Annotated in this window: 14 protein-coding genes; 8 read left to right on the forward strand and 6 right to left on the reverse strand. The window is 41.6% G+C overall.

Annotation, left to right across the window (positions count from 1 at the left end; all coding sequences use genetic code 11):
• Positions 1–16: 16 nt before the first annotated feature.
• Positions 17–4,477, forward strand: a complete 4,461-nt coding sequence (locus BQ7489_RS11365) for a hybrid sensor histidine kinase/response regulator transcription factor (RefSeq protein WP_072531095.1) — start codon at positions 17–19, stop codon at positions 4,475–4,477.
• On the opposite strand, the gene tamL is transcribed toward BQ7489_RS11365, so the two are convergent.
• Both tamL and BQ7489_RS11375 read right to left on the reverse strand, forming a co-directional pair.
• Positions 4,478–6,805: a translocation and assembly module lipoprotein TamL gene (gene tamL / locus BQ7489_RS11370; protein WP_072532155.1), complete on the reverse strand. Its 2,328-nt coding sequence runs from the start codon at positions 6,803–6,805 to the stop codon at positions 4,478–4,480. It abuts the gene before it with no gap.
• Positions 6,792–11,447: a translocation/assembly module TamB domain-containing protein gene (locus BQ7489_RS11375; RefSeq protein WP_072531096.1), complete on the reverse strand. Its 4,656-nt coding sequence runs from the start codon at positions 11,445–11,447 to the stop codon at positions 6,792–6,794. The genes tamL and BQ7489_RS11375 overlap by 14 nt, the downstream gene beginning before the upstream one ends.
• A gap of 134 nt (positions 11,448–11,581) precedes the next feature.
• Between BQ7489_RS11375 and BQ7489_RS11380 the strand changes: the two genes are divergently transcribed.
• Positions 11,582–12,487: a glycosyltransferase family protein gene (locus BQ7489_RS11380; protein WP_072531097.1), complete on the forward strand. Its 906-nt coding sequence runs from the start codon at positions 11,582–11,584 to the stop codon at positions 12,485–12,487.
• 171 nt (positions 12,488–12,658) lie between these two features.
• Here BQ7489_RS11380 and BQ7489_RS11385 read toward each other — a convergent pair whose 3' ends face one another.
• Genes BQ7489_RS11385 through BQ7489_RS11395 form a run of 3 tightly spaced genes read right to left on the reverse strand, consistent with a single transcriptional unit; the run spans position 12,659 to position 18,914 of the window.
• Positions 12,659–14,068: a sulfatase-like hydrolase/transferase gene (locus tag BQ7489_RS11385; protein ID WP_072531098.1), complete on the reverse strand. Its 1,410-nt coding sequence runs from the start codon at positions 14,066–14,068 to the stop codon at positions 12,659–12,661.
• Between the two features lie 14 nt (positions 14,069–14,082).
• On the reverse strand, positions 14,083–15,711 hold the full coding sequence (locus BQ7489_RS11390) for a RagB/SusD family nutrient uptake outer membrane protein (protein WP_072531099.1): 1,629 nt from the start codon (positions 15,709–15,711) through the stop codon (positions 14,083–14,085).
• A 17-nt stretch (positions 15,712–15,728) separates the two neighbouring features.
• Entirely contained in the window at positions 15,729–18,914 is a 3,186-nt protein-coding gene (locus tag BQ7489_RS11395; RefSeq protein ID WP_083580585.1) for a SusC/RagA family TonB-linked outer membrane protein, read from the reverse strand.
• Between the two features lie 407 nt (positions 18,915–19,321).
• Between BQ7489_RS11395 and BQ7489_RS11400 the strand changes: the two genes are divergently transcribed.
• The 3 genes from BQ7489_RS11400 to BQ7489_RS11410 are packed head-to-tail and all read left to right on the forward strand — an operon-like array spanning position 19,322 to position 21,329.
• Positions 19,322–19,684, forward strand: a complete 363-nt coding sequence (locus BQ7489_RS11400) for a LytTR family DNA-binding domain-containing protein (RefSeq protein ID WP_072532156.1) — start codon at positions 19,322–19,324, stop codon at positions 19,682–19,684.
• Positions 19,685–19,698: 14 nt separating this feature from the next.
• Positions 19,699–20,199 carry a TonB family protein gene (locus BQ7489_RS11405; RefSeq protein WP_072531100.1) on the forward strand — a complete coding sequence of 167 codons (501 nt, stop codon included), beginning with the start codon at positions 19,699–19,701 and terminating at the stop codon, positions 20,197–20,199.
• 11 nt (positions 20,200–20,210) lie between these two features.
• Positions 20,211–21,329 carry a tetratricopeptide repeat protein gene (locus BQ7489_RS11410; protein ID WP_113745259.1) on the forward strand — a complete coding sequence of 373 codons (1,119 nt, stop codon included), beginning with the start codon at positions 20,211–20,213 and terminating at the stop codon, positions 21,327–21,329.
• A 512-nt stretch (positions 21,330–21,841) separates the two neighbouring features.
• On the opposite strand, the gene BQ7489_RS11415 is transcribed toward BQ7489_RS11410, so the two are convergent.
• On the reverse strand, positions 21,842–22,684 hold the full coding sequence (locus tag BQ7489_RS11415) for an AraC family transcriptional regulator (protein WP_072532157.1): 843 nt from the start codon (positions 22,682–22,684) through the stop codon (positions 21,842–21,844).
• A gap of 103 nt (positions 22,685–22,787) precedes the next feature.
• Between BQ7489_RS11415 and BQ7489_RS11420 the strand changes: the two genes are divergently transcribed.
• From BQ7489_RS11420 to BQ7489_RS11430, 3 genes are read left to right on the forward strand one after another with little or no spacing between them, the layout of a single operon-like run.
• A complete protein-coding gene (locus BQ7489_RS11420; RefSeq protein WP_072532158.1) occupies positions 22,788–23,390 on the forward strand; it encodes a sugar O-acetyltransferase in 603 nt (200 codons plus the stop codon).
• Positions 23,383–24,030, forward strand: coding sequence for an HAD family hydrolase (locus BQ7489_RS11425; RefSeq protein ID WP_072531102.1), 648 nt, complete (start codon positions 23,383–23,385; stop codon positions 24,028–24,030). Before BQ7489_RS11420 ends, BQ7489_RS11425 begins: the two co-directional genes overlap by 8 nt.
• A gap of 37 nt (positions 24,031–24,067) precedes the next feature.
• Positions 24,068–24,916 (forward strand): RteC domain-containing protein, encoded by an 849-nt coding sequence (locus BQ7489_RS11430; protein ID WP_072532159.1) that lies wholly within the window; start codon positions 24,068–24,070, stop codon positions 24,914–24,916.
• Positions 24,917–25,124 lie beyond the last annotated feature (208 nt).

Below are 25,124 nucleotides of genomic sequence, written 5' to 3' on the forward strand. Positions count from 1 at the left end.
TTGCAGGAATAGTAATATGAAAAAACGTTTGCTTTATCTCTTGATGTTTCTTTTGTCCGGTTTGTCTGTAAAGGCACAGCTGAACTGTACATTTACCCATTATTCATTGGAGGATGGGTTATCCGAGAATTCCGTAATGGATATGGTGCAGGACCATGACGGACTGATATGGTTTGCTACATGGGATGGTGTAAACCGGTTTGACGGGTATGACTTCAAGGTATATAAAGCGCGTCAGGGCAATGATTTGATGTGGAGTTCAAACCGTGTAGACCGCGTATGCGTGGATAAAAACGGTGATGTATGGTGCCTGACCTATGACGGACGGGTATCGCGTTTTGACAAGCGGATGGAACATTTTACTGAAATACCGATTGACGGTAAAGGTAAGAATCTGGTCATCACTTCAATTGTGACCTTGAAGAACGGAACCATATGGCTGTTGACTGATTTGGACGGAGGTGTCCGTGTAACGACCGATCCTGAAACAGGACGTCTGTCGACAAAAGTCTATCTTTCTACTGTTACTGACCAGCATAGCGAACAGATCAATTCTGTTTTTCTGGATTCCAAGAACCGGGAGTGGCTCTTGACACGTAACGGATTGTTACGTATCGACGGGAATACAGGGAAAAGTACCTCTTTTTTTGTCAATTCACATGCAAATGGAAGAAATAACCAGAACCAGCCGTTCTATTCAGCCTTGATGATGGATAATGCCATCTATTTCGGTTCTACTCTCGGGCGGATATGGAAATATTCGTATTCATCGAAAGACGGTGATATGTTCAATCTGCATGAATTGGCCGTCAAGGATGATGTGGTGTCTTTGGGCAAATTGCCGGGTAAGAAGTTGGCGATAGCTACCCGGACGAATGGTTTTGCTGTAGGTAATTCCAAACTTGATTACGTCACCTATTATAATGGAGAAAAGTTGGGATTTGATTTTCAAAGTTATCCAGTTCAGTCCATGTATGTTGACAGCCGTAATGAGTTATGGTTCGAGATAAGGAAAGTGGGATGTGTGGCACATTTCAATACACATACCGGGATTTTCAAGGTAGAGCAGATGATGGTGGAACGTGATGCTGCCGACCGTTCTGTTCCTGCATTCAAAATCTGTGAAGACACCAAAGGTAATCTGTGGGTTCATCCGTTAGGGGGAGGCTTGTCTTGGTTTGACCGTCAGAGCAACAGACTGCTTCCTTTTTATGACGAAGTTGGTTCTGTTACCTGGCGCTTTTCAAACAAACTGCATGCCATGATGATCGACCGCCAGGGAAATCTTTGGCTTGGGACTCATTCCAAAGGTCTGGAAAAAGTCACATTTTATGAAAGCGAATTTCACCGGATAAAACCGATGGATTGCAACTATGATACCAATGCCAACCAGGTCCGTTCTTTGTGTCAGGATAGCAGGAAACGTTTCTGGGTGGGAACGCGTGACGGAAAGATATCTCTTTATGCTTCCGATTATACTTACTTGGGATATCTTACCGAAGCCGGGACTGTCAGTAAGACCGGCAAGGAATTGCGTGTCTCGTCATATAAGATTATAGAAGATTCAAAAGGAAATATCTGGATCGCTTCAAAAGGTGAAGGTGTTATCCGCCTTGTACCGCAGGGAGACTCATACCGGATAAGCCGGTATACGTATGATGCTAGGAATATCTACAGCTTGAGCCATAACAGTGTATACGATCTGTGTGAAGACCATTCCGGACGTATCTGGGTGGTTACGTTCGGCGGAGGACTCAATTATATGCTTCCCCAGATAGACGGAAGTTACCGCTTCATCAATTATCGGAATAACCTGAAATCTTTCCCGATGGACCGTTGCTATAAGGCTCGTCGTATCCTTCTTGACCAGAAAGGTATTTTGTGGTTGGCTACTTCCAACGGGCTGTTGGCCTTCAGTGAGAAGTTTACCCGTCCTGAGAATATTGAATTCAAGCTGTATGCCCGTGTTTCGGACAATCTGGACGCACTGAGTAATAATGATATTTATGATATTTTGCTGACCAGTAGGAACCGCCTGTTCTTTGCGACCTTCGGTGGTGGGCTGAATGAACTAAAAAGCCTGGATAGAAAAGGTAATGCACGGTTTGCATCTTTTGGAACCCGGAACGGATTGCCGGCCGATGTCCTGTTTTCTTTGGCGGAAGATAAAAGCGGTAATATCTGGATAGGTTCGGAAGGTGGTTTGAGTAAGATGAACATAAATACCTATCATTTCGACAATTACCTGAAACCGGAATTGGGGGACGAATTGTTGTTTGAAGAGGCTACTGCCTTACGTGCCGATGACGGGCGTCTGTTGTTCGGGTCGAATAGAGGAGTGTTGGCTTTTCTTCCGGAGCAGATCCGTAAGAATACCTATATTCCGGAACTGGTCTTTACCGGTCTGAAAATATCGAACAGAAATGTAGTGCCTGGCGTCGGTTCTGTCCTGCCCGAGTCCTTGAACAGCCTGAAGAATCTGGTTCTGTCGCATAAGGAGAATACGATAACCGTTTCTTTTGCTGCTCTTGACATGACTTATCCTGAAAATGTCCGTTATGCCTATATTCTGGAAGGATTCGATGACGGTTGGAATTATGTAAACAAACAGCGTACTGCAACTTATACCAACCTGCCTCACGGTGATTATGTGTTGAAGGTGAGATCGACCAATAGCGCTGGAATGTGGGTCGACAATGAGCATATATTGCCCATTAAGATTGAGCCTTCGTTTTGGGAGACCCCTTATGCTTATGTGCTGTATGCGGTTTTGTTCCTGTCTGTCTTGCTGGGAGGTACCTATATTCTGTTTGTCATTTTCCGACTGAAACATGAGGTTTCCGTCGAACAGCAGGTTACGGCTATGAAGCTGCGCTTTTTTACGAATATTTCTCATGAATTACGGACCCCTTTGACTCTTATTGAAGGGCCGGTAGAATATATCTTGAAACATAAGGATTTGGATAAGGAGATACGTGAGCAGTTGCAGGTTGTGGAAAGGAATACCAACCGGATGTTGAGGCTGGTCAACCAGATTTTGGATTTCCGTAAGATTCAGAACAATAAGATGAAGCTTTGTGTAGAGCAGGTGGATATTGTACCTTTCGTACACCGGATTATGGATAATTTCCAGTCGCTGGCCGAGTCGAATAAGATTGATTTTATTTTTGAGACTGAGTGCCAGTCCTTGAAATTATGGATTGATGCGGATAAGGTCGAAAAAATTGTCTTCAACCTGTTGTCGAATGCGTTCAAATATACTCCGCAAGGTAAGTGCATCACAGTGTTTATCCGCGAAAATGAAGATACAGTTCAGATAGGAGTACAGGATCAGGGTATCGGAATTTCTGAAAAGAACCGTGATTCTGTGTTTGTGCGTTTTGAGACGTTGCTTGATAAGAATCTGTTTAATCAGAACAGTTCGGGCATAGGATTGGCTTTGGTTAAGGAGTTGGTTGAGTTGCATGGTGCAGAGATTCGTGTGGACAGTAAAGAGGGTGAAGGCAGTTGCTTTACCGTAGAGTTCAAGAAAGGGAAAGAACATTATCCGGAGAATACGGAATTTATTATCTCGGATAATGTGGAAATGGAGAAGAAGGGTACTGGTCAGGCATTTGTGCCTTCGGTTCCGAAAGATGCCGACGGACGTGAAGATGCCGGAGGTCTGAATGTGATGGAGCGTAACACCATTCTTCTGGTTGAAGATAACCTTGAACTGCGTTTCTTCTTACGGAGTATATTCAGCAACCGGTTCCATATCGTTGAAGCCTCCAATGGTGCTGAAGGTCTGGAAAAGGCTTTGAAGTATGTTCCGGACATTATTATCAGTGATATCCGTATGCCTGAAAAGGATGGGATTGAAATGACAAAGGAATTGCGCGATAATCTGCTTACCAGTCATATTCCTATTATTCTGCTTACTGCCAAAACGGATACGGACAGCAAGCTTCAAAGCATGGAACTGGGGGTAGACAGTTATATTACCAAGCCGTTCAGTGCCGTCTATCTGGAAGCTCGTGTCAATAACCTGTTGGGACGCCGTCAGAAGTTGCAGCAATATTATTGTGAACATTTGATGGATATTCGTGAAAAGTCTGAAGAAAAGAAGGTCGAGGAAGAAGACGTGGATACGATGTCTGTACAGGACCGGCAGTTCCTGGAGAAGTTGACGGAGTTGATGGAACGTCATATGGATAACGGTGATCTGGTGGTCGATGATCTTGTACGTGAAATGGCAGTCAGCCGTTCAGTATTCTTCAAGAAGCTTAAATCATTGACCGGACTTGCTCCCGTTGAATTCATCAAGGAGATGCGTGTCAAGCGTGCGGCCCAACTGATAGAAACCGGAGAGTTTAATATGACCCAGATTTCATACATGGTCGGTATCAATGATCCCCGGTATTTCAGTAAGTGCTTTAAGCAACGTTTCGGGATGACTCCTACCGAGTATAAGGACCGTTCGAAATCAAAATCATGATCAGAAAGGATATCCGATGGCGAAATGTATTCCCATGCCTTTCTTGAAATCGGGTATGTTATAGTATCCTTTCTTTTCTGTATCGTATGGTACATGTAGGGCGATACCCCAATCCAGTCGGAGTACGATGAATGTCAGGTCGTATCGTAGGCCGATACCTGTGCCTAATGCGATATTATCAAAGAAGTTCTTGAAGGTGAACTGGGCGTCCGGACGTGCCGGGTCTTCCCGTAACAGCCAAACATTCCCGGCGTCAAGGAAAGTGGCTCCGTCCAGATTCCCTCCGAAGAGGTTGGAAAGCAGGCGGAATCTGTATTCTATATTTGCTTCCAGCTTGATATCGCCGGTTTCATCTACATAAGAATAGTTGTTTGACTCGGCCGGATGGAACCGTCCCGGGCCAATGGACCTGATTGTAAATGCACGGATGCTGTTGGCTCCTCCCACATAGAACTGTTCACTATATGGAGCGATAGTCTTGTTTCCGTATGCCCAGATGATTCCTGCCATGAATCGGGTTGCAATCTGATTCTTTTCGTTCAGATAGAACAGCGGACGGATTTCTGTGGTCCCTTTCAGGAATTGGGCGAAAGGTGTTCCCAGCAGTTTCTTGTTCTGTTTACTGAATCCTTGTCCGAATGTGGCATAGATCAGTGAAGTTACGTTACCTGCCGAAGTTATGGAGTTTTCCCACCACAGACGGATTTTTTTCTTTTTCCATGAGTTGTCATAGGTGAATGTGTATGTAACCGATGGGATAAACTGGTCGTCCAGACTGTGGAATAACATCGGGTTGGCCGTTGCGATGGAGTCAAAGGTTGCGGTTCTGTGTTGCAGATGGTTGAATGACAGATTCAGTGGAGTGACTGTATGTTTCATGCTCCGTGATGGCTGGAAACTGTATGAAACTTCTCCGCCGAACGACAGCATCTTGAAATATTTTGCACGGTTCAGCTGTTCGGCATAAAGTTTGAAATTGGTTTGTGCCGGATACATATATGTATTGGCACGGTTCTTGACCCATGGTAGGATAAGCCGTGGAAATTCAAGAGACAGACTGGCTCCCAATTCGTATGAGTTCATGACAGACTTTTCTCCTTCAACGGTTGAACTGGTCTGCCATTCATAGGATCCTCTCAATTCCAGGTTGAGTGATGCTGCCATTCTCCGGAAGTTTTTCCGGCTGACCTTGAATATGGCTCCCGGTCCGATCTGCTTTGTACTTTTATTGGTTACATTGAATTCCAGTTCGCTGTCGTAAGGCAGGTCGAATACGGAATTGACCCGTATATCCAGTGTGTCGTTCCCATTGGAACGTGGAATATATTGGAATTCACTGAACTTGAATACATTCAGTCGGGCCAAGGCTTCTTGCGTATAATTCTGCCGGATCTGGGAGTAATATTGTCCGGTATCATACAGGAAACGTTTGCGTAATACGCTGTAGCGGATACCGGGCTTTTTACCTGCATAATGGATAGTAAAATTACGCAGTTTGATGGAATCGGTCGGTTGTTCACCGTTATAGCCTGTCAGGTAGACTGACGTATGTCCGATGCGGTATGTTTTACGAGCCTCTTTCGGAACATTTTCTTTCGGCAGCATTTTTAATGCGACGTATCCCGGCCGGGCGATTGTATCGGCCAGGTACGTGAGAAAGTCGTTTCGTGTATAGTAGTAGCCGTTATTACGCAACAGATCTACAATACGTTGCTTTTCCTGATTCAGGTTATTGACGTTGAATATATCTCCGCTATGGATGAGGCTTTCGTCTTTTCTGGCATGGATCAGGCTGTCGGCATGAGAACTGAACCCTTCGTATGTAATGGTATCTATATAATAAGGTCTTCCCATATCGATGTTGTAACTCAGTTTTACGGCACGGGGGGTCTTTGTACTGTCTACCTGATAAGTGACTCTTCCATTGAAATATCCGTATTCCTTAAGCAGATTACTTGCCACTTTCGTACGGGTTTCCGGGTTCACGGTAGACAGGTATACCGGTTCTACAGCCATCTTTTTGAATATCCAGTGCCCTATTCCTTTTTCGTACCGTTCGAAGCGGTTATAGATCCAAAGTCCGAACGGTAAGGGGAAACGTATATTCGGATATACGACCAATGCATAGTTAGGGGCAACGCTTACTGCTCCCTGTGCTTCGGCCAGGGCATTCTGTCCTTCCGGACTTTTATCTTCGTTGGCGACAGTTATCTTTTTCAGTCCCTGGTATAGAATCTCTCCTTCCGGCAAATGTTTGGTTGTCGAACAGGATGCTGCCAGCAAAATAAGCAACAGACTTAAAATGATATGTAGTTTACTTCTTTTCATTGTTTCCGGTTTCTGTTTTTGTTTCTTCTTCGGCAGGTATCTTTTCTTTCTCATTTTGCTTTTCTTCCTTTTCTCTTCTCTTTTTCCTTGTCTTGAAGATGAATAATTCTCCCAGTTTGCTGACTTTTTTCCTCAAGACGATACCGGCTCCGGTTTCGGTTACCTCACCGTCAAGAATGCTTTCATAATTCTTGTTATGGAACAGTTTGATGTAGCGTGTACCGCTGTTGTCGAGCCTGTATTCCAGGGATATATTGTCAATGAATGCCTCTTCTTCCTGCTGGGCATCGTTTCCGGTCGATATTTTTCCGCCTATTACGACTTGGAAACGGTTATTCCAGAAACGTTTTGTAAACTGGATATTGTAGTCTGTTCCTGATGTCCCGTTTGTTCCGTCACTGTTTTCCATACCGAAATTGATATCAATACTCTTTAGGGCATTGCCTGCAATCTTGTTGATTTCACCTTGCAGGAATGAGTTCAGCATGTTATTGGTGTCGAAACCTTTGCTTGTGGAATTTTCGGACAAGTACATTCCCGTTACCAGCATGGTGATAGCCAGCTTGTTCTTTTCTTCGGGCGATTTCGATGCCAGTTCGTTCTGCATGCTTCCGTCATCGGGTGCCGCAAGAGTAAAGGTAAATCCTAGATTATCCAGCCGGTTGGTCAGGTTGACACCTACGTCAAAGTTTACCATACGTGAAGAGTTCTCGTCATTGGGAACCGAAGCCCGCACACGTTCCGAGGCCTGTATGTTCAGGGTCGGGTTCATTACATTGCCGGTCCATTCAATGTAGCTTCCTTCCTGTACCCGGAATGTCTTGAGCGGGATAATCGGCATCTGGTATTTCAGTTCTCCACTGATGAGTGAATATCTTCCGTTCATGACCATGTTTCCGTCAGGTTGATATTGGAATGACAAGTCGCCTCCTCCTTCCAGCAGCATGTAGTTGCTGCCATTGGAATTCAGGTCAACCCGTGCCTGTACGGCATTATCTATGTGGATTGTCATCAGCATGTCAATGCCGCCTAAGGCCAGGGTTGGAAGTCCGGTCCTTTCAACTTTGGTCGTATCACTGAAATCGACGAAAGTCACAGTTTCGCTCAGATTGTCTTCCACAGTCAGCGGAGAGTCTGTCATGACATAGGTAAAGTCGCTGGACCCGAGAATGTTGATGTTCCCTTTCATTTGCAGATTATCGAATGTCCCTTTCATGGTCGAATTGAAATCCACATCCAGTTTCCCGTATACTATGGCCTCTTTGGTTTGTTTGGCGTTGATCAGTTCGAAATTCCGGGCATACATCCTTAAGTCCAGTTGCATGGCTGCCAGGTCGGATACATCGACAAGTCCGTTGATGACAAACGGTGATTTTCCTTGGGTCGTAATCTTGAAATTGTTGAACTGTAATTGACTATCCTCTATCTTGACCGGATCTTTGTCGAACTGCAGCATCAATGACAGTTGGGGAATGTTCAGCGTTGTATTGTCAAAGCTTACTTCACCGTTCAGGACAGGTTTGTCGCTGCTTCCGTCTACACTCATGGTGCCGTTCAGTTTTCCTCCCATAACAGCCATTCTGTCGGGTATAAACGCATTGGCAATACTTAGCGGAAATTCCGACAAGGACATGTCCGCTGAAATCCTGTCTTCCGGATCGGTTTCAGATGCTCCTACATACGATCCGTTGATGGCCATGATTTCGTTATTGTCCAGGCTGATAAAACCGTCTATGGTATGTTCTCCGCTCTCTTTTGGCAGATAGACAAGATTCATTCCTATATTACCTATTTCCTGTTTGTTATAGGTAAGCTTGTCGGCCGAAACCTCTGCGGCGACCTGCATGTCTTCTTTTGTCTGGATATAATGTGCCTCGGCGCTGATTGAGCCTGTTATATCAGGCATGTATGGTACTATCCTTTTCAATTCGCCGATATCAATACGGTTAAGTCCGACAGTCAGGTTCTGTTGGCTCAACGAATCCGGTGTAGAATAGAACGAGATACCTGTGTGGTTGTCGTCATACAGGTTCAGGTCGGCATGTATCCGTCCGTTGTCTCCCAGGTAGATATAGTTGTCTTTGTTTACATGGAACGGGCGATAGATAAGTGTCGGAGTATCGGGACTGATGTGCAGACTGATACCTCTTCTACGGAGTTCGGCCAGCAATCCCAGATTTACTCCCTCTTCATTCTTGTCGTTTAAGTATTTGATGCCCAATTGGGCTGTCGTTGTGCCGATATAGCCGTCTAATGTTATGTTAAAGGCTTCCTGTCGTTTGCTGGCCAGTGCCTTGACTCCACTTTTCAGCTTCAGTTCGCTGGAATCTTGCAGTGCGGTAAAATAAATTGTATCCAGCCGGAGGCTGTCGGTACGCAGTCCATAGAGTTTGGCCGAACCGTTCAGCCCTGTTTCCGGTGAAGTATTCAGGTCGATATTCAGCCGGTCATAGCGTATCTTTTGGATGGCCAAGAAATTAGCCAAGGGATTGTCGGAACGGGAAAGAACTCTCAGTCTGGCTTGCGGATACATGGTTTTCAATGTTGCCTGCTCAATACTCTTTTCTTTCCACTGTGTGGAAAGTTCTGTCATGAGTCTGTTTGCATCAGATGTAAATTTTTCCAGGCTTCCCATCGTCTTGAACAGAAATACGAGGTCACCTGCATTTACGTAACAGCGTACCGAATCGGGTGACATGGTAAATCCGGCATTCAAGTCTTTTGTATGGTAACTTTTTTCTCCGGCATCAAGGATGATATTTTTAAGTGACGCACGTGCCTTGTGGTTATCCTTCATATTAGTTTCCAGGTGGGCCACCACTTCCATAGAGGGTTTGAGGTTTGTAGATCCCGGACTTAAGGCTTGCAGGTCAATCTTTTTCAGTTCTGCACTCAGGTCGGCAACCACTTGTCTGGGATGAAGGGTGGCATCCAGTCGGGTGGACATATTGATCACCGTATTGACAATATTCAGTTCGGCCTTGGCTTGTGAGCGTAGCAGACTTGCAGTCAATGACATTCCACTTAATGAACGTGAACCGTATCCCAGGTGGTTGATACCTCCTTCTATTTCAGCAATGGTATGCCTGGAAAAGAAATCCAGACCTTTTCCTTTTGCTTTCAGGTATGCGGAAAGGGTGAATATCGAGTCTTGGGGAAGAAAATCGTGGATATTGAGCCGGTCTATTTCCAGGTCGGCGGCATAACTTTCATCCTGTATGCCATAGAAGCCGGTCAGATTCACTTTACCCTGGTCTGGGGTAGTGACCGTGATTTCTGTACCTATCCTGTTCCGGTTGATGTTTGTTGTGTTCTCAAGCTTTATTCCTGACGGAATCCTGGTACCTCCCATAAGGTTACCCAGAAACTTCAAATCACCCGTTTCGACCGACATGTTGATATGCCCTTGACGGCGGAGGCTGTCTAGCGGAAAGGAGAGAGAGCCGTCTGCATGCGAACGTAAGGCACCGGGAAGTGAAACCGTAAGTGATGTAAGCCTGATATTCTTCAGGTTGCCGTTTAAGCCGGCACGTATCTGTAAAGGTACGGCCGGATATTTCTGCATCAGTTCCTGTGGAAGGTCTGGGACGATCTTGAGCATGTCATTTTTCCCGATATCGGCCATCAGTCTTGCCTGTATGGTTCCGTCTTTATTGATGTCGGTAGCATCCCAGTCCATGGAGGCACTCATTTCCATGTATGAGTCCTGAGTATTTATTTTGAGGGTCGGGACTTTCAGGGTTTTGGCGTCCGAAACCAGACGTCCTTCCGTTGAGATTACTTCCAGACCAGAACGTTCCTTCAGGTTGAAACGTCGGATAAGCGCACGGATATCATTCCCTGCATAATAAATCGAATCGACCCCTATGTTGATACTGGTCAGCTCTATATGTGACGGGTCCAGACCGGTAGGCGTTGCCGGAGCGTTACCGGTATCGAATGAAAATTTGCCTTCTTCCAGCATGAATCTGTCGGCGGCATAGGATGATTTATGCAGATCGACGAATCCGTTGCGTAATGATGCTTTCGTTATCGCCGCATGCATGTTCAATGTATCTTCCGGCATCTGCATGGCAAAGGATACATTTTCCAAGTCTATTTTCTGTAGCTTGATTTTCCAGCGGACAGGTCCCGATGCTGTAGTATCTTTTTCCGTCGTGTCGTTCGACAAGACCAGTGAAAGGTCTGTATTTCTTAGGGTGGCCTCGTTGACGACGGCCAGCTCCGGATTCAGTTCCACTCCGTGTGACTGGATGAAGAAGTTCCCAAGCTTCCCTTTCAGGGTCATACCTTCTATCAGGTTGGCTGTATTTACGGAAGCCTTTTCTATTTCCATTCCGTCCAGTTCTATCTTTTTCTTGAATAACGGCAGGAGCTGTACCTTAGCGGTGATACGTTCCGCATCGAGGATAGTGTCCCGCTTGTCTATTACGGTTGTGTTCTTGATTGACAGGTCGAGTGGAAAAGAAAGAGAGATGCGTCCGATTGAAATCTGCATGCCCGTCGCTTCAGAAGCATATCTGGTAGCTGTATCTACGATAAAGTTCTGAATCGGAGGTATATATAGTAAAATACATAATATAACAAAGAGGGCGAATGGCGATAAAACAGCTATTCCCGTCCATCGGATGTATTTTTTCATCTAATGATTTTTACTGATTATATATTGCGAATATACTAAAATAACTGATACAAGGTTTATTTTGTTCCACAACTATTTCATCATGTTCATAATAATTGTTTACTTTGTGCATTAACTAACCAAAAATACAATATATGAAACCAACATTATTTGTTCTTGCAGCAGGTATGGGTAGCCGTTACGGTGGTTTGAAACAGCTTGACGGGCTGGGACCTAACGGTGAAACAATTATGGACTATTCGATTTTTGACGCTATACGTGGCGGCTTTGGTAAAATCGTGTTCGTTATCCGAAAAGACTTTGAAAAAGATTTCCGTGAAAAGATTATCAGTAAATATGAAAACCATATCCCGGTAGAAGTTGTATTCCAGTCAATCGACAAGTTGCCGGAAGGATTTGTTTGTCCTGCCGGACGCGTCAAACCGTGGGGTACCAATCATGCCGTCCTGATGGGTAAAGATGTGATCAAGGAACCGTTTGCCGTAATCAATGCAGATGACTTTTACGGACGTGACAGCTTTGCTGTAATCGGCAAATACCTGTCAGAGCTTCCGGAAGGTTCGAAGAACGACTATTGCATGGTAGGTTTCCGTGTGGGGAATACCTTGTCGGAGAGTGGTGCTGTAGCCCGTGGTATCTGTTCGACTGATGAGCAGGGACATCTCACTACAGTGGTAGAGCGTACTGAAATAATGCGTGTCAATGGTCCGGTCTGCTATAAGGATGAGCAGGGAGAATGGATTCCGGTAGAAGATACTACTCCGGTATCAATGAATATGTGGGGATTCACCCCGGATTACTTCCAGTATTCGGAAGATTATTTCGTTGATTTCCTGAAGGAGAACATAGACAAGCCTAAAGCCGAATATTTCATTCCGTTGATGGTGAATAAGCTGATTAACGAGGGTACTGCCACTGTCAAGGTACTTGATACTACTTCCAAATGGTTCGGAGTTACGTATGCAGCCGACCGTCAGGGAGTGGTCGACAAGATCCAGTCTCTGGTAGATGCCGGTGAATATCCTTCTAAATTGTTCTAAGAATAAGATTCCCGGATTATGTATCCGGTATAGTGACGGTGTACATTGAAAACTTTCTGTTTTTAGTGTACGCCGTTTTTGTTTCAGAGAACACAAGCTGTAGTATAAAAAAGCCAGCCAATTATCCATGTTGTAATGAGGGGTTGGCTGGTTTTTTATTATGTGTCATTATTATTCTCCCGGTAGCGGCCAGTTAGGAGAAGGTATGTGCATCTTCTTCATTTCCGCATCAAATTCTTTGACCATTTCAGGATATTTATCGGCCAGATTGGTCGTTTCCTGAGGATCCTCTTTCAAGTTATACAGTTCGAGTGGGGTATTGGGTCTGATTGTTACACATTTCCAATCACCTTTTCGGGCGGCACGTTGTTTCCCTGGAAATTCCCAATATAGCAGACGGTTATCTGTATCAATCTGTTTCCCGTAAAAGAGTGGGGAGATGTCTATACCGTTCAATTGTTGTGGCAGATACTCAGTACCACCTGCCAGAGCTGCCAGTGTAGGCATCATGTCTGGAAAATAGATGATGTTGTTTAATGTCTGTACTGGTACGGTTCCCGGCTGGTTGACAATGAAAGGTACACGGATTCCTCCTTCATATAACATACCCTTGCGCCCCTTGAACCCGGCGTTGCAGTTCAGTACTTTGATAGGGGCCTGGACGGCTGCTCCGTTGTCTGATGCAAAGATTATCAGAGTCTTTTTGCGTAGGTTAAGCCGTTCCAGTTCATCAAGCAGACGTCCGATGGCAGCATCCATGTGTGTAATCAATGAGGCATAACGCTTGGTATCGGGAGTCCAGGTTTCCTGTCCGTCATACCACGCTGTCTGGTCAATGTTATAGGGTTCGTGTGGGGCATCATATGCCAGATACAGAAAGAACGGATTGTTCTGGTTCCTTTGGATAAAGGCGATAGCATCGTTTGTACTTAAATCGTTATTATGGATTCCATGTTTTCCGTTTGCATTCTCTGGTATGTTGATAAGGCTGTCACCGTGGAAGCGGTAATATGGATAGTAGTAAGGAGAATTGCTATGTACGGTCGATATGGTCCAACCATAAAATTCATCGAAGCCACGATGGTTAGGAGATGCTCCTTTGTCGTACCCATCCAGATGCCATTTGTTGACAAGGCAGGTACGGTAGCCGGCTGCACTGAGAACAGTTGCGATGGTTGTATCTTGCGGCAGCAGATTTGCCCTGCGGACAATGGTTGAATCACCGTTAGGATTGACCTTGATACCGGCAATACCTCCTGCAGTACACATATTGTCTCGTATACGGGTATTGCCTGTATTCCGTCCGGTCATCAGTGCACAGCGTGAAGGAGAACTGATTCCACTTCCGGCGTAGCATTGGTTGAAACGAGTCCCCGTTTCTGCCAGGCGGTCGATGTTTGGTGTTTGTACATACTCGTTGCCATAGCAGGATAAATCTCCATAGCCCATGTCATCTGCCAGAATGAAGATGATGTTAGGCTTTTCCGTGTCAGCCTGAGCTTTCTTTACACTGGTACAGCTGACCTGGGGCAAAATCAGGCCGGCAGCACAGATACTGCCGGCGAAGAGTTGTTTTTTCATGCGTTAATATGGATTTAGTATAGTTCATTTTGGGTCCAATTCTTGGATAATTGGATTTGGTCATAGGGTATACCGAACAGAATCGGAGCAGAAGACTTACTCCATTTCCAAATTGCAGGCGAACCTGTCATGTCTGTAATATTACTTACAGTCATACCATTGTCACTGGCTTGTAGAGATGGATTAAGGCCTTGAGTACGATGGGCATAATGTTGTTCCATGACAGAAGTGATTCTTCCTCTACGTACTAAATCGTACCATCTGTGACCTTCAAAACATAATTCCAACAATCGTTCGTCTTCAATGGCAAGATCCATTTCTTCTTGTGTCTTTGCCGTTGTATTGTCCAACCCGGCACGATTCCGTACTTGATTCAGATAGTTGGCCGCTTGTGACGTATTTCCATTTTCATTTAAACACTCGGCATACATTAACAATACATCTGCATAGCGGTAAATGATATTGTCATTTCCGGAAGCGCAAGTTGTCATTCCTTCATTTCCAAAATCAAAGTATTTTAAAGTTGTAGGTATATAGGTATAACCTTCTTTCGTTACTTTTACTTCGTCGCTGGCTGTTGATATGAATTCATCAACATAGATTCCGTCATATGTCAATTTGTTAAAGCGTTGGTCATTATTGTTTTCTTTAAATTTATTGAATAGTTCCCACGTCATTAACATAACACTGGTTCCTTGTGAGGTGGTAATTGTAGATTTTGTACCGTCAGCATAAATATAGGCAGATTGTGTAGAAGGAGTAGCGGCAGGAATGCAACGTCCCATCAATTCATTAGCAACGACTGTTGCGCCATTATTGAATTGGGCTGCAAATATTATTTCTTTTCCCATTGGATTGCTGGATGAATAAATATCCAATACATCCTTTTCCAGACCTAATCTATCCGTGTTCTGATTGGCATAGTTAATGATGTTGTCCAAGGATGTTTGAGCTGATTTGAAATCTTGTAATGTCATATATACTTCAGCTTGCATCGTGTAAGCAGCAATCTTTGTGGCCCGACCTTGCATATTGTCAGCTGCATAATAATAGGGTAGATTGTCAATGGCTGTCTCTAAATCTGATTTGATAAGGTTGTAGACTTCATCAACACTACTCCTGTCATATGCATAAAGAGTCGTGTAATCGTTAATGGGGGTTGTTGTAATGGGGACAGGTCCAAACAATCTGACTAATGTGAAGTAAGCATACGCCCGTAGAAATCTAGCTTCCCCTTCAAATTGCTTGTGGTTCGTTTCGGATGCATTACCTAAATATTGCAGTACATTATTACTTCGGTTTATTACATTGAAACAATATTCCCAAATGTCATTGGTTATTCCCAAGGTTGCATCCCATGTACATTCATTCAGACTGATGTGGTTGACTGAATTATTTTTTTTGTAGTCGTATGCTTCATCTGTTGCTATGCTATTGATAAAATTTACATTTAGAGTAATACCCTGCAAATGATAGTAACCATTGAGAAGTATATTTTGTAGTTCTGTATCATTCTTTAAATATGTTTCCATTTGCATTGAGTCGGTAGGGTAGCGGTCGAAAAAACTATCACTACATGAGGTAATACCCAATGTTGCGGCTGAAACGATTGCTATAGAGAATAGTTTATTGATAGTTTTCATATTTACATTAATTAGAGTTAGAAATTAAAATTAAGTCCGAACGTAAATGTACGTGCTACAGGATATCCACCGAAGTCTACACCATTGTTCGTTGCTGAATTGCCCTCATAATTAGCTTCTACAGAGTAACCTGGATAGCGGTCGAATGTCCACAAGTTTTGAACATTAGCGCTGATTCGAAGATTTTCAATGCCGATTGTTTTACATATTCGTTTTGGCAATGTATATCCTAAAGCAATGTTTCTTATACGTAAGAAGTCTGCATCATACAGATAACGTGTAGAAGGTCCGATATTACTTCCTAAATTATTGGTTCCAGCTTTGTGAGATGTTCCATTACCGGGATTGGTTGGAGATTTCCATCTTCCTAAACCGGATTCTTTGAGAACATTATCATCATAACGATTTAATGAAAAAGCTCTTGCTGCTGCATAAATAACGTTACCGCCGACTTGTCCGTCAATATTGACAGCCAGGTCAAAGTTTTTATAGGAGAATGTGTTGTTCCATCCGAAAGTAAAGTCTGGCTGATAGTTTCCGACTAGTTGATAGTCGTTTACATCAATGATTCCGTCCTGATTGTAGTCTTCGAACATTAAATCTCCTATATCTTGTGTTCCATTGGTGGCATGAGTTGCTAAATCTTCGGCTGTATTAAAGGTCCCAATGACTTTCAACATATACATATCTCCCATAGGGCGTCCTACATAATTTCGGATTACATTTCCCCATTTGGTTCCGGCACTGGCATTGGCCAGTTGTGTCTGATTGTTGGCGAGTGAAAGGATCTTATTTTTGTTTTTAGACCAGCTTAGAGTAGTTTCCCAGTTGAATGCTCCTTTAAAAGGATTGGCAGATACTTGTATTTCAACTCCTTTGTTCTCTATTTGTCCGGCATTCATGTATACACTATTTGAGATACCATTGAAATTAGGAATGTTGGCTGGCATAACAATATCACTGGTTCGTTTATATAGGTCTATCACGACGTTGAGAACATTGAATAAGCCGACATCGAATCCTAAATCCCATTGTTCATTCTTTTCCCATCCTAATTGTCTGTTTGAATATCCGCTTGGATAATAAGTCGGTAATGCTGTGGTACCGAAAATTACATTCTGATCGGAGCTGATGGAAGAAATCCATGCATAGTTATTTCCAATCTGGTCGTTACCGGTCACTCCATAACTGGCACGGATCTTGGCAATGTTGAGCCAATGAAGGTTTTTCATAAATTCTTCCTCTGTAATGTTCCATGCGGCAGAACCTGAATAGAACCAGCCTGCACGTTTGTCGGGACCAAATTTGCTGGAACGGTCACGACGGATTGATCCGGATAATACATATTTATAATTATAATCATATACGATGCGGGCAAACATGGCATCAAAGACGTAGAGTGAGTTGCTTGAAGAACCATTCCATAGTGTAGCTCCGTTAACGTTGGTAATGGATGTATTGTTGTACGCTATAGGATTATCTGCATCTGTACGGTCGTCTTGCTGGACTTCAAAATCACTATTATATTCGAAATCATAACCAAGAACGGCATTCAAATGATGTTTTTCACCGAATAGAGTATCATATGTAGCTGTTGTAGACCAATAAGTATTATAGCCGAATCCTGATATACGATAACCGTCAACACTATTCATATAAGGTGTTGATTTATTCCCTGTATAGGCACTACCAAGTAAATAGGCTGATTGATAATAATCTTGTTTTGCTGAATTTGTTGTAAAATTGATGGAAGAACGTAGGGTCAGGCCTTTAATTGGCTTGATTTCCAGATAAGCATTAGCCATGGTACGGATTGACCAATTGTCATTACGGTTTTCCAGGAGATTCGTTACCGGATTACGTAATTGGTTATTTAAGCCCAAATCGGAATAATGTTGGGCAATTTGTGTATAATCTCCATTGGGTTGATACACAGGCAGAATAGGGGGCATGGATAAAGCTTGTGCAATTACACCTGTTACATCTTCCGTATTACCTCCAGTAGGTTTCTGTAGCCTTTTCTTACTATATGTTGTGTTAAATGATGCTCCAAGTTTTACAGCTTTAGATAGCTTGGCTTCAAATCCTCCTTTAATGCCTGTACGACGGTAATAGGAATTAAGTAAAATACCATCTTCCTTTTGATAATTGGTCGAAAAATTGTATTTTATCATATCATTACCACCGGTTACAGATACTGTTCCTCTGTAATTTAAAGCATTACGGAATATTGCATCCTGCCAGTTTGTATTGTAGTAGTTACCACTTTCACGCATTTGTGTCAGTTGTGGATAATTTTGTATAGTACCATTATTTGTCCGGGCTTCGATAATCATATCCAGATAGTCATCAGCTTCTAGTACATCTACATAATCCTGAGCCTGACTCCATCCTACTTGGGTTGAAAAACTTACTTTAGGTTTACCGGACTGGCCTTGTTTGGTAGTTACGATAATGACGCCGTTACCAGCTTTTGAACCATATATGGCTGAAGAAGCGGCATCCTTCAAGATTTGGATATCGGCGATGTCGGCAGGATTGATATTGTTGAAAAGTTCGGCGTCTGTAGTTGGATAACCATCTATGACATAAAGAGGATCATTACCACTATTGATTGATCCAGCACCACGGATACGGATTGCAGGGGCTGCTCCAGGTTCGCCACTGATTTGTTGGATAGTGAGACCGGAAGACATACCTACTAGGCTTTGGGATACATTAGAGGTTGGCATTTCTGCAATTTCACCTCCTTTTACAGTTCCGATAGAGGTTGAAACGGAACGTTTTTGGATGGCTCCGTAACCTACAACTACAACTTCATCAAGTGTTTCACTGTCTTCTTCCAGTAAAATGTTGAATTGGCTTTTACCGTTTAGGGGAATTTCTTGGCTCGTATATCCGATGTAAGATACTATTAAGGTTGCGTTGGCTGGAAGCCGGAGGGTGAAATTACCGTCGAGGTCAGTAACTGTACCATTGGTTGTATTTCCTTTTTCAATGATAGTGGCTCCGATAATTGGCAGACCATTCTGATCTTTGACAACACCTTTAGCTTCAATGGTATTTGTTTGTTGTGCACTCGGGACATTTCCCGTATCAGATAATGTTTGTTTGATAGAGGTGTCAGTAGGTTTTCCTGCTCCTTGGTAAGGGAATAGGGAGGCAAGGCAAAGTACTGATACTAAAACTTTAGCTGTTTTCATAGTTTATATTTTTCATTGATATTAGGTAAAGGAAACTAGTTTCTGGACGCAATATAGAAAATGCTTTTATTCTTTTATAATTTGGAGATTGAATTTTGGGCCTAAAAAACAAAATGCTAAGTATTAAAATCAAAATGTGCAGTTTCGTGACTGGCTGCGGATTGAAGAAATGTTTATAAGGCTTTAATTGTGATGAAAATGATAGTCAAGATTTTTATAAATGAAAGTTCCATGTAGTCCAATTGATTTTTCATTTAAATTACTTGATAATGTTCTGTTTCTAAAATTAGAGTATTTCCAAGATATTTCATGAAATGAAACGGGGCTTTTATAAAATGGGTAATATTATTGGCCAAGTATATTCATTAAATTTCTTTCTTTTGTATCAAAGACAGAAAGTAAAGACTATGATTGAATATTTGATTGTATCCAATAATATTCTCTTGGTAAGAATAGCCAGTTGTGATATTGCTTATATCAGTTCGGACGGAAGCTATACCACTATGAAGTTGATAAACGGGGAGGATTATACATTTTCCTTTAATTTGTCATCTTTTGAAAGGATTATAGAACAGCAGTTGAAGGATAGTGCCAAAATGTTTATCCGTGTAGGGCGTGGATTACTGATAAACAGCACTTTTATTTATGCGATAAATCTGAACAGACAAGAGCTGGTTTTAGCGGATACACGGACTTCTGCCAAATATACGTTACATGTGTCGAAGGATGCTTTACGTGGCTTAAAATCATTGATTGAGAAAACAATTTAATACATCTTATTATTATGAAAGAAGATAATGACGTATATTTTCTAGGTTGTGAAAAAAAGAGATCTTATGCTGGAAGAAAGAAATATATAATGATTTTTCTCGTGCTTTTGGCATCGGTAATGGTGGGTGGATACTTTGTGTTTATAGATAAAGAGCCGCATGAAGGTGAGATGTTGCAGACTATATCGATATGTCCGGAAGGTGATGTAGTCAGGAAACCTCGTTTTGACAAGGATAAGGATATAACAGCCTTTTATCAGTGGTTCGGTGAAAATCTGAAATACCCCAAAGGTCTAGAAGAGATGGAGGCCAAGGTGATTGTTAGATTTGTGGTGAATACGGATAGTAGTCTTTGCGATTTTGAAGTGCTTAAAGCTCCGGATGAAAAAGCTTTTGAGGAAGCCGTTATCGGTTTACTGAAACGATCTCCCAAGTGGAGTCCTGCCGAATTGGCGGATGGAACAAAAGTGAGAATGGAATTTACGTTGCCTGTGTCTTTCAAGCCGGAAAAATAACAGATAAAAATATGAGGAAAATTCTTTTTGTGTGTTGTCTGATGGGAGTGGTTTTTGGTCAGGCTTCATCATTTGTTCGTGATACTGATGTTAATATGATGGACTGGAAAAGTTATTATCGCCAAGGTGAATCATATTATCATAGGAGGCAGTTTTTGAAGGCATTGGAGAAATACAGACATGCTCTGAAGCAACATTATTCTGATACCCTTGTACATGCCATTGCAAGCTGTTATTACGAGAGAGGTTATTACAGGAAAAGTATTGAGCTGTATCGTGATTTTTTGGAGAATGATTCGTCAGAGCAAAAAATAGACTTGTTGGCTAAATGTTATGATAAGTTAGAATTACCGGATTCAGCGTTGATGTATCGCCGCCAGATAGCAGAACGGAATATTGAGAATCAGTCTAATATATTGTTGCTGGTCCAGGACTGTCTGAGTCTGGAGATACCAGATACAGCACTTTATTTTCTGGATAGATATACTGCTGTTGACTCTACCGATTTGACTGTCAACAAACTAAGGGCATATATCTTTTACAGGACAGGAAACTATCATCGTGCTATTGATCTCTATGAGCAAATAAAAGATGCAGGAGACAATCAGACCAGTACCAATTATTATCTTGGGTTATCGTATGCTCAGGCGGATAGTCTGTCAAAAGCATACGATTGTTTGGAGCTTGCGGTGGAACAGACCCGTAGGCGGAATGCGCATATCTTATGCCAATTCGGTATTGTGAGTAGTAAATTAGGGGATTTGAGTGTAGGAAATCAGGCTCTTGATGAAGCGATAGACCTTTTGCAGCCGGATAAGACATTGATGGGTTATTTATATGAAACAAAGGCTTCCAATTTCACAAAGATGAGACAGGTTGACGAAGCCATCGCTTGTTATAAACGAAGTCTGGAATATAATCCACACCACTATATGTGTATTTTCCACATCGGTTATTTATTTCATTTGAAAAAGGATATTCATAACGAAAAGGTTTTTTTTGAAAGATTTCTGGGTGCAGTAAAGAAAGCAAATAAAGAGGATGAATATAAGAAATCGGTCGAATATGCAGTAGGTTATTTGAAATCGGCTAAGGAAGAAGATTTTTTCCGTGGTGGGTTTATTGATTGATAGAGTTATACTTTAAGGATACTTTATTTATGAGAAAATCTTTCTGTTCTTCTTTTCTATGTTTATTGGAGGGACATCTATGGTTCAAACTATACAGGGAAGGATTATAGATACCGGTTCATCTGCTGTAGACGGAGCTACGGTTGTTCTGCAGGAACTTTCCGTATAACCTGATTCCCCATAAAGGATTATAAAAAAAGTCCTACAAAATCGATATTTTGTAGGACTTGCCTTTTCTTTGGGTGATCCGCCTGGGTCTTGAACCATGCGGTTCACAAGTCTTAAAATCAATATTTAAGCGTACCTCAATCTTTAAGGGGGTACGAATTAGGCACTTTTTTCAAAGAACATTTGACTTCCCTTGTCGGGATTGTGTCTGCCTTTATCTTCGGTTCAAAGATACAGTTTTATTTTGAACTGTGCAAGTCGTTGAAAATAAATCTTATGCGGTTAGTGCAAGGTGCAAGCTATATATATAAATATACTTGCACCTTGCACTAAATCGTGAGAAACTACATCTGTTGATTAATTTTCCTAAATTCGGTAGGACTGATACCTTTGTATTTACGGAACAGTCTGTTCAAATGACTCTCATCGGTAAATCCAAGTTCTTCTACGATTTCATTGATTCTCATATCGGTATGCAGAAGTCTACTTTCTACCATCTTCATTTTATAATTCAAGATATATTGTTGCATGGTTTCATTGGTTTGCTTCTTAAAATATCTCCCTAAATAGTTTGGAGAAATACCAAAATGCTGACTAATTGCTTTTGCCTTAATCTTATCAGGATGATAGATGTTGGATTGGATATATTGCAGAATGTTCAATGACATTTCGGTTGAGTTTTCATCCAGTTTTTCTGGCAGGAACATGGCTACATTGCGGGCAACCACGATAATGATGGTATTGATTAGCTGCGTGATGATTTCCGTACTGTATAAATGTTTGTTCGTATATTCACGTATAATGGCTTCTATCATCGGTTTCACTAGTAATTTATCCGTTATGTTTCGCAAGATGCAGCCCGGTTGATGATTGGCATGTTGCAGAATAAACTCTAAACGTTGAATATTGTCTGCACCAAACACCGCCGAATGTATGTAGATGTCATTGAATTTAATATAGACGAATTTCGTTTTTGTGTGTATGTCAAACGCATGTATATCTCCCGGCGTAATCATAAACAGGTGTCCATCATGGTAAGGAAACTTATGGTTATTTATCCACTGAATACCAGTACCTGTTAAGATATAGACCAATTCAAAAAAAGTATGGTCGTGTTCCTTCAATGTGGATTCGTCCAACTCACTGAATAATATTTCAAATGGCTGGTGCAAATTTTCTCTTTTCATACGAAAAACTATTTGAACGCAAAGATACAGATAAAAGGAAAAATAATACAGGGAAATCATACAAAATATGTATAATTTTGCCTAAACATTAAAAGCAATGAGTATGAACGATGAATTAAAAAAATGTTTGTCCGGAGAATGGTACGATTGCCATGCCCCTGTCTTTATTGAGTTTAAGAAAAAGACCCACAAGTTATTGTTGAAGTATAACGCACTACCCTACGAAAGCAGGGAGGAAAGGCGGTCTGTTCTAAAAGAAATGCTTGGAAGCATCGGTGAGAATGTTTCCGTTGGCAATCCTTTTGTGTGCGATTATGGCTGTAATATTTATATTGGTAACAATGTCAGTATCAACACAGGATGCACATTGGTGGATTGTAATAAAATCAGTATTGGAAATAATGTTTTGATTGCCCCCAATGTACAAATCTATACAGCAACGCACCCCATAGAATTGAACGAACGTCTGACACCCGTAGAAACGCCTGATGGAATCGAATATGTTCGGCATACCTACGCTTTACCTGTCACCATTGAGGATGGGTGTTGGATTGGTGGAGGTGTCATCATCTTGCCGGGTGTTACTATCGGCAAGGGAAGCGTAATAGGTGCAGGAAGTGTTGTAACTAAATCTATTCCTGAAAACAGTTTGGCAGTAGGAAATCCTTGTAAAGTTATTCGCAAAATTAATTTTTCCCATGAGTAAAGTTAAACTAGTAGCTTTTGATTTGGACGGTACCATTGGTGATACCATCCCCTTATGCATACGATCTTTCAAAAAAGCTGTAATACCTTATATCGGACACGAATTGTCTGATGACGATGTAATACAGACTTTCGGCTTAAATGAGCAAGGAATGATAGGGAGTATTATAGATACTTTACACAAAGAAAGTGCATTAGAAGATTTCTATACTATCTATAAAAATCTGCATGAACAGATGTGTCCCCGACCATTTCCCGGAATACGAAAACTGATAACCGACTTGAAACAAAGCGGCATTATTGTAGCACTTATAACGGGGAAAGGGTCAAAAAGCTGTGACATCACTTTACAGCAATTTGATATGAATACTTTATTTGATAAAGTTCTGACTGGTAATGAGGTAAGAAACATAAAAGCGGATTCGTTGAAATGGTTACTGCAAAGCTATCATTTATCACCCTGTGAAGTAGTATATATCGGAGATACTATTGCTGATATTAAGGCATGTAAGGCAATAGGAGTAGATTGCCTTTCTGCTGCATGGGGAGTGCCAGAAAAGGTTGCACAAGATTTAGTAAGGCATAATAAAAATATTTTTTACGATATACCATCCCTCTACAATCATCTTCTAACCAAATAAGTCCAACCTTCTGATAAACCTCTTGTAACAGAATATGATGAAAGAGAAAATAAACAAAATATTAGCACAAATAGATTTAGAGATTGACGAAATCGATCTCTACGGCTATGATATTATTGAAACTTCTCTTTCAATGGTACATCGTTTACGGAATATTCTAATTGATTTGAAGAACCAGTTACAAACTTATGTGTTTGCATCAAAAGAAGAGGAAATATCTTTTTTCAAAAATCAGAAACCTGAGTTGTTGGGACGTTTATTGTATTTCTATAAGATATATCGCATTGAAACGCAATGCCCGACAGGAAGCAATGAAGTCATAAAACATCATATTAACATGGAACTGGACAGTCTGACTTACTTCTTTAATCGTAATTTGGATTTTTATCAATATTATCGTTCTAATTCAACTATATATGATGAATATTACTTTATACGTGGCAAAACAGATATTCGTTTATGTATCGATAGCGCACAATTTGATAAAGACCCCAACTTTTCAACCGGATATGATTATAAAGTCGCGAAAATACTTGCCAATGAAATGCTACGTATTTATCTAAACAAGAAGTTACAGAAACTCGAAAACGAAAGTTATATAGAGAAGCAACAACATAGTATCAATTCAAAAACACCTGTTCGCTTTACGGGAAAAAAAGCTGCACTAATAGAACTTGGCTATGCTTTGGTTTCTTCCGGCGACATCAATCATGGAAATATTGAAATTAAGGAGTTCATGAATTTCCTTAGTTCTATGTTCAATATAGATTTAGGCGGTTATTATGATGCGTATATTGCCATGAAAGAGCGTAAAGACAGGACTACTTATCTTCGTAAACTAACAGATAATCTTATTAAGCGTATGGATAACGATGATTTACGATGATAATCAAAAAAGAATGAACTTATAACTGAATCCTGTTTTCATTTACACAAAATTTTGGACAGTGTCAAAAAAGTCTTTAGATTATAATATTTATCTTCTAAATTTTACTACTTTTGTGATATAACGCTTTATTAATACAGATTGTTCAACCCATATGAAATGGCAAGTGTGCATATAGCTACGCTTAACGGATAGCATTTTAGTCATA

The organism is Bacteroides ilei (genome assembly GCF_900128495.1).
Lineage (GTDB): Bacteria > Bacteroidota > Bacteroidia > Bacteroidales > Bacteroidaceae > Phocaeicola > Phocaeicola ilei.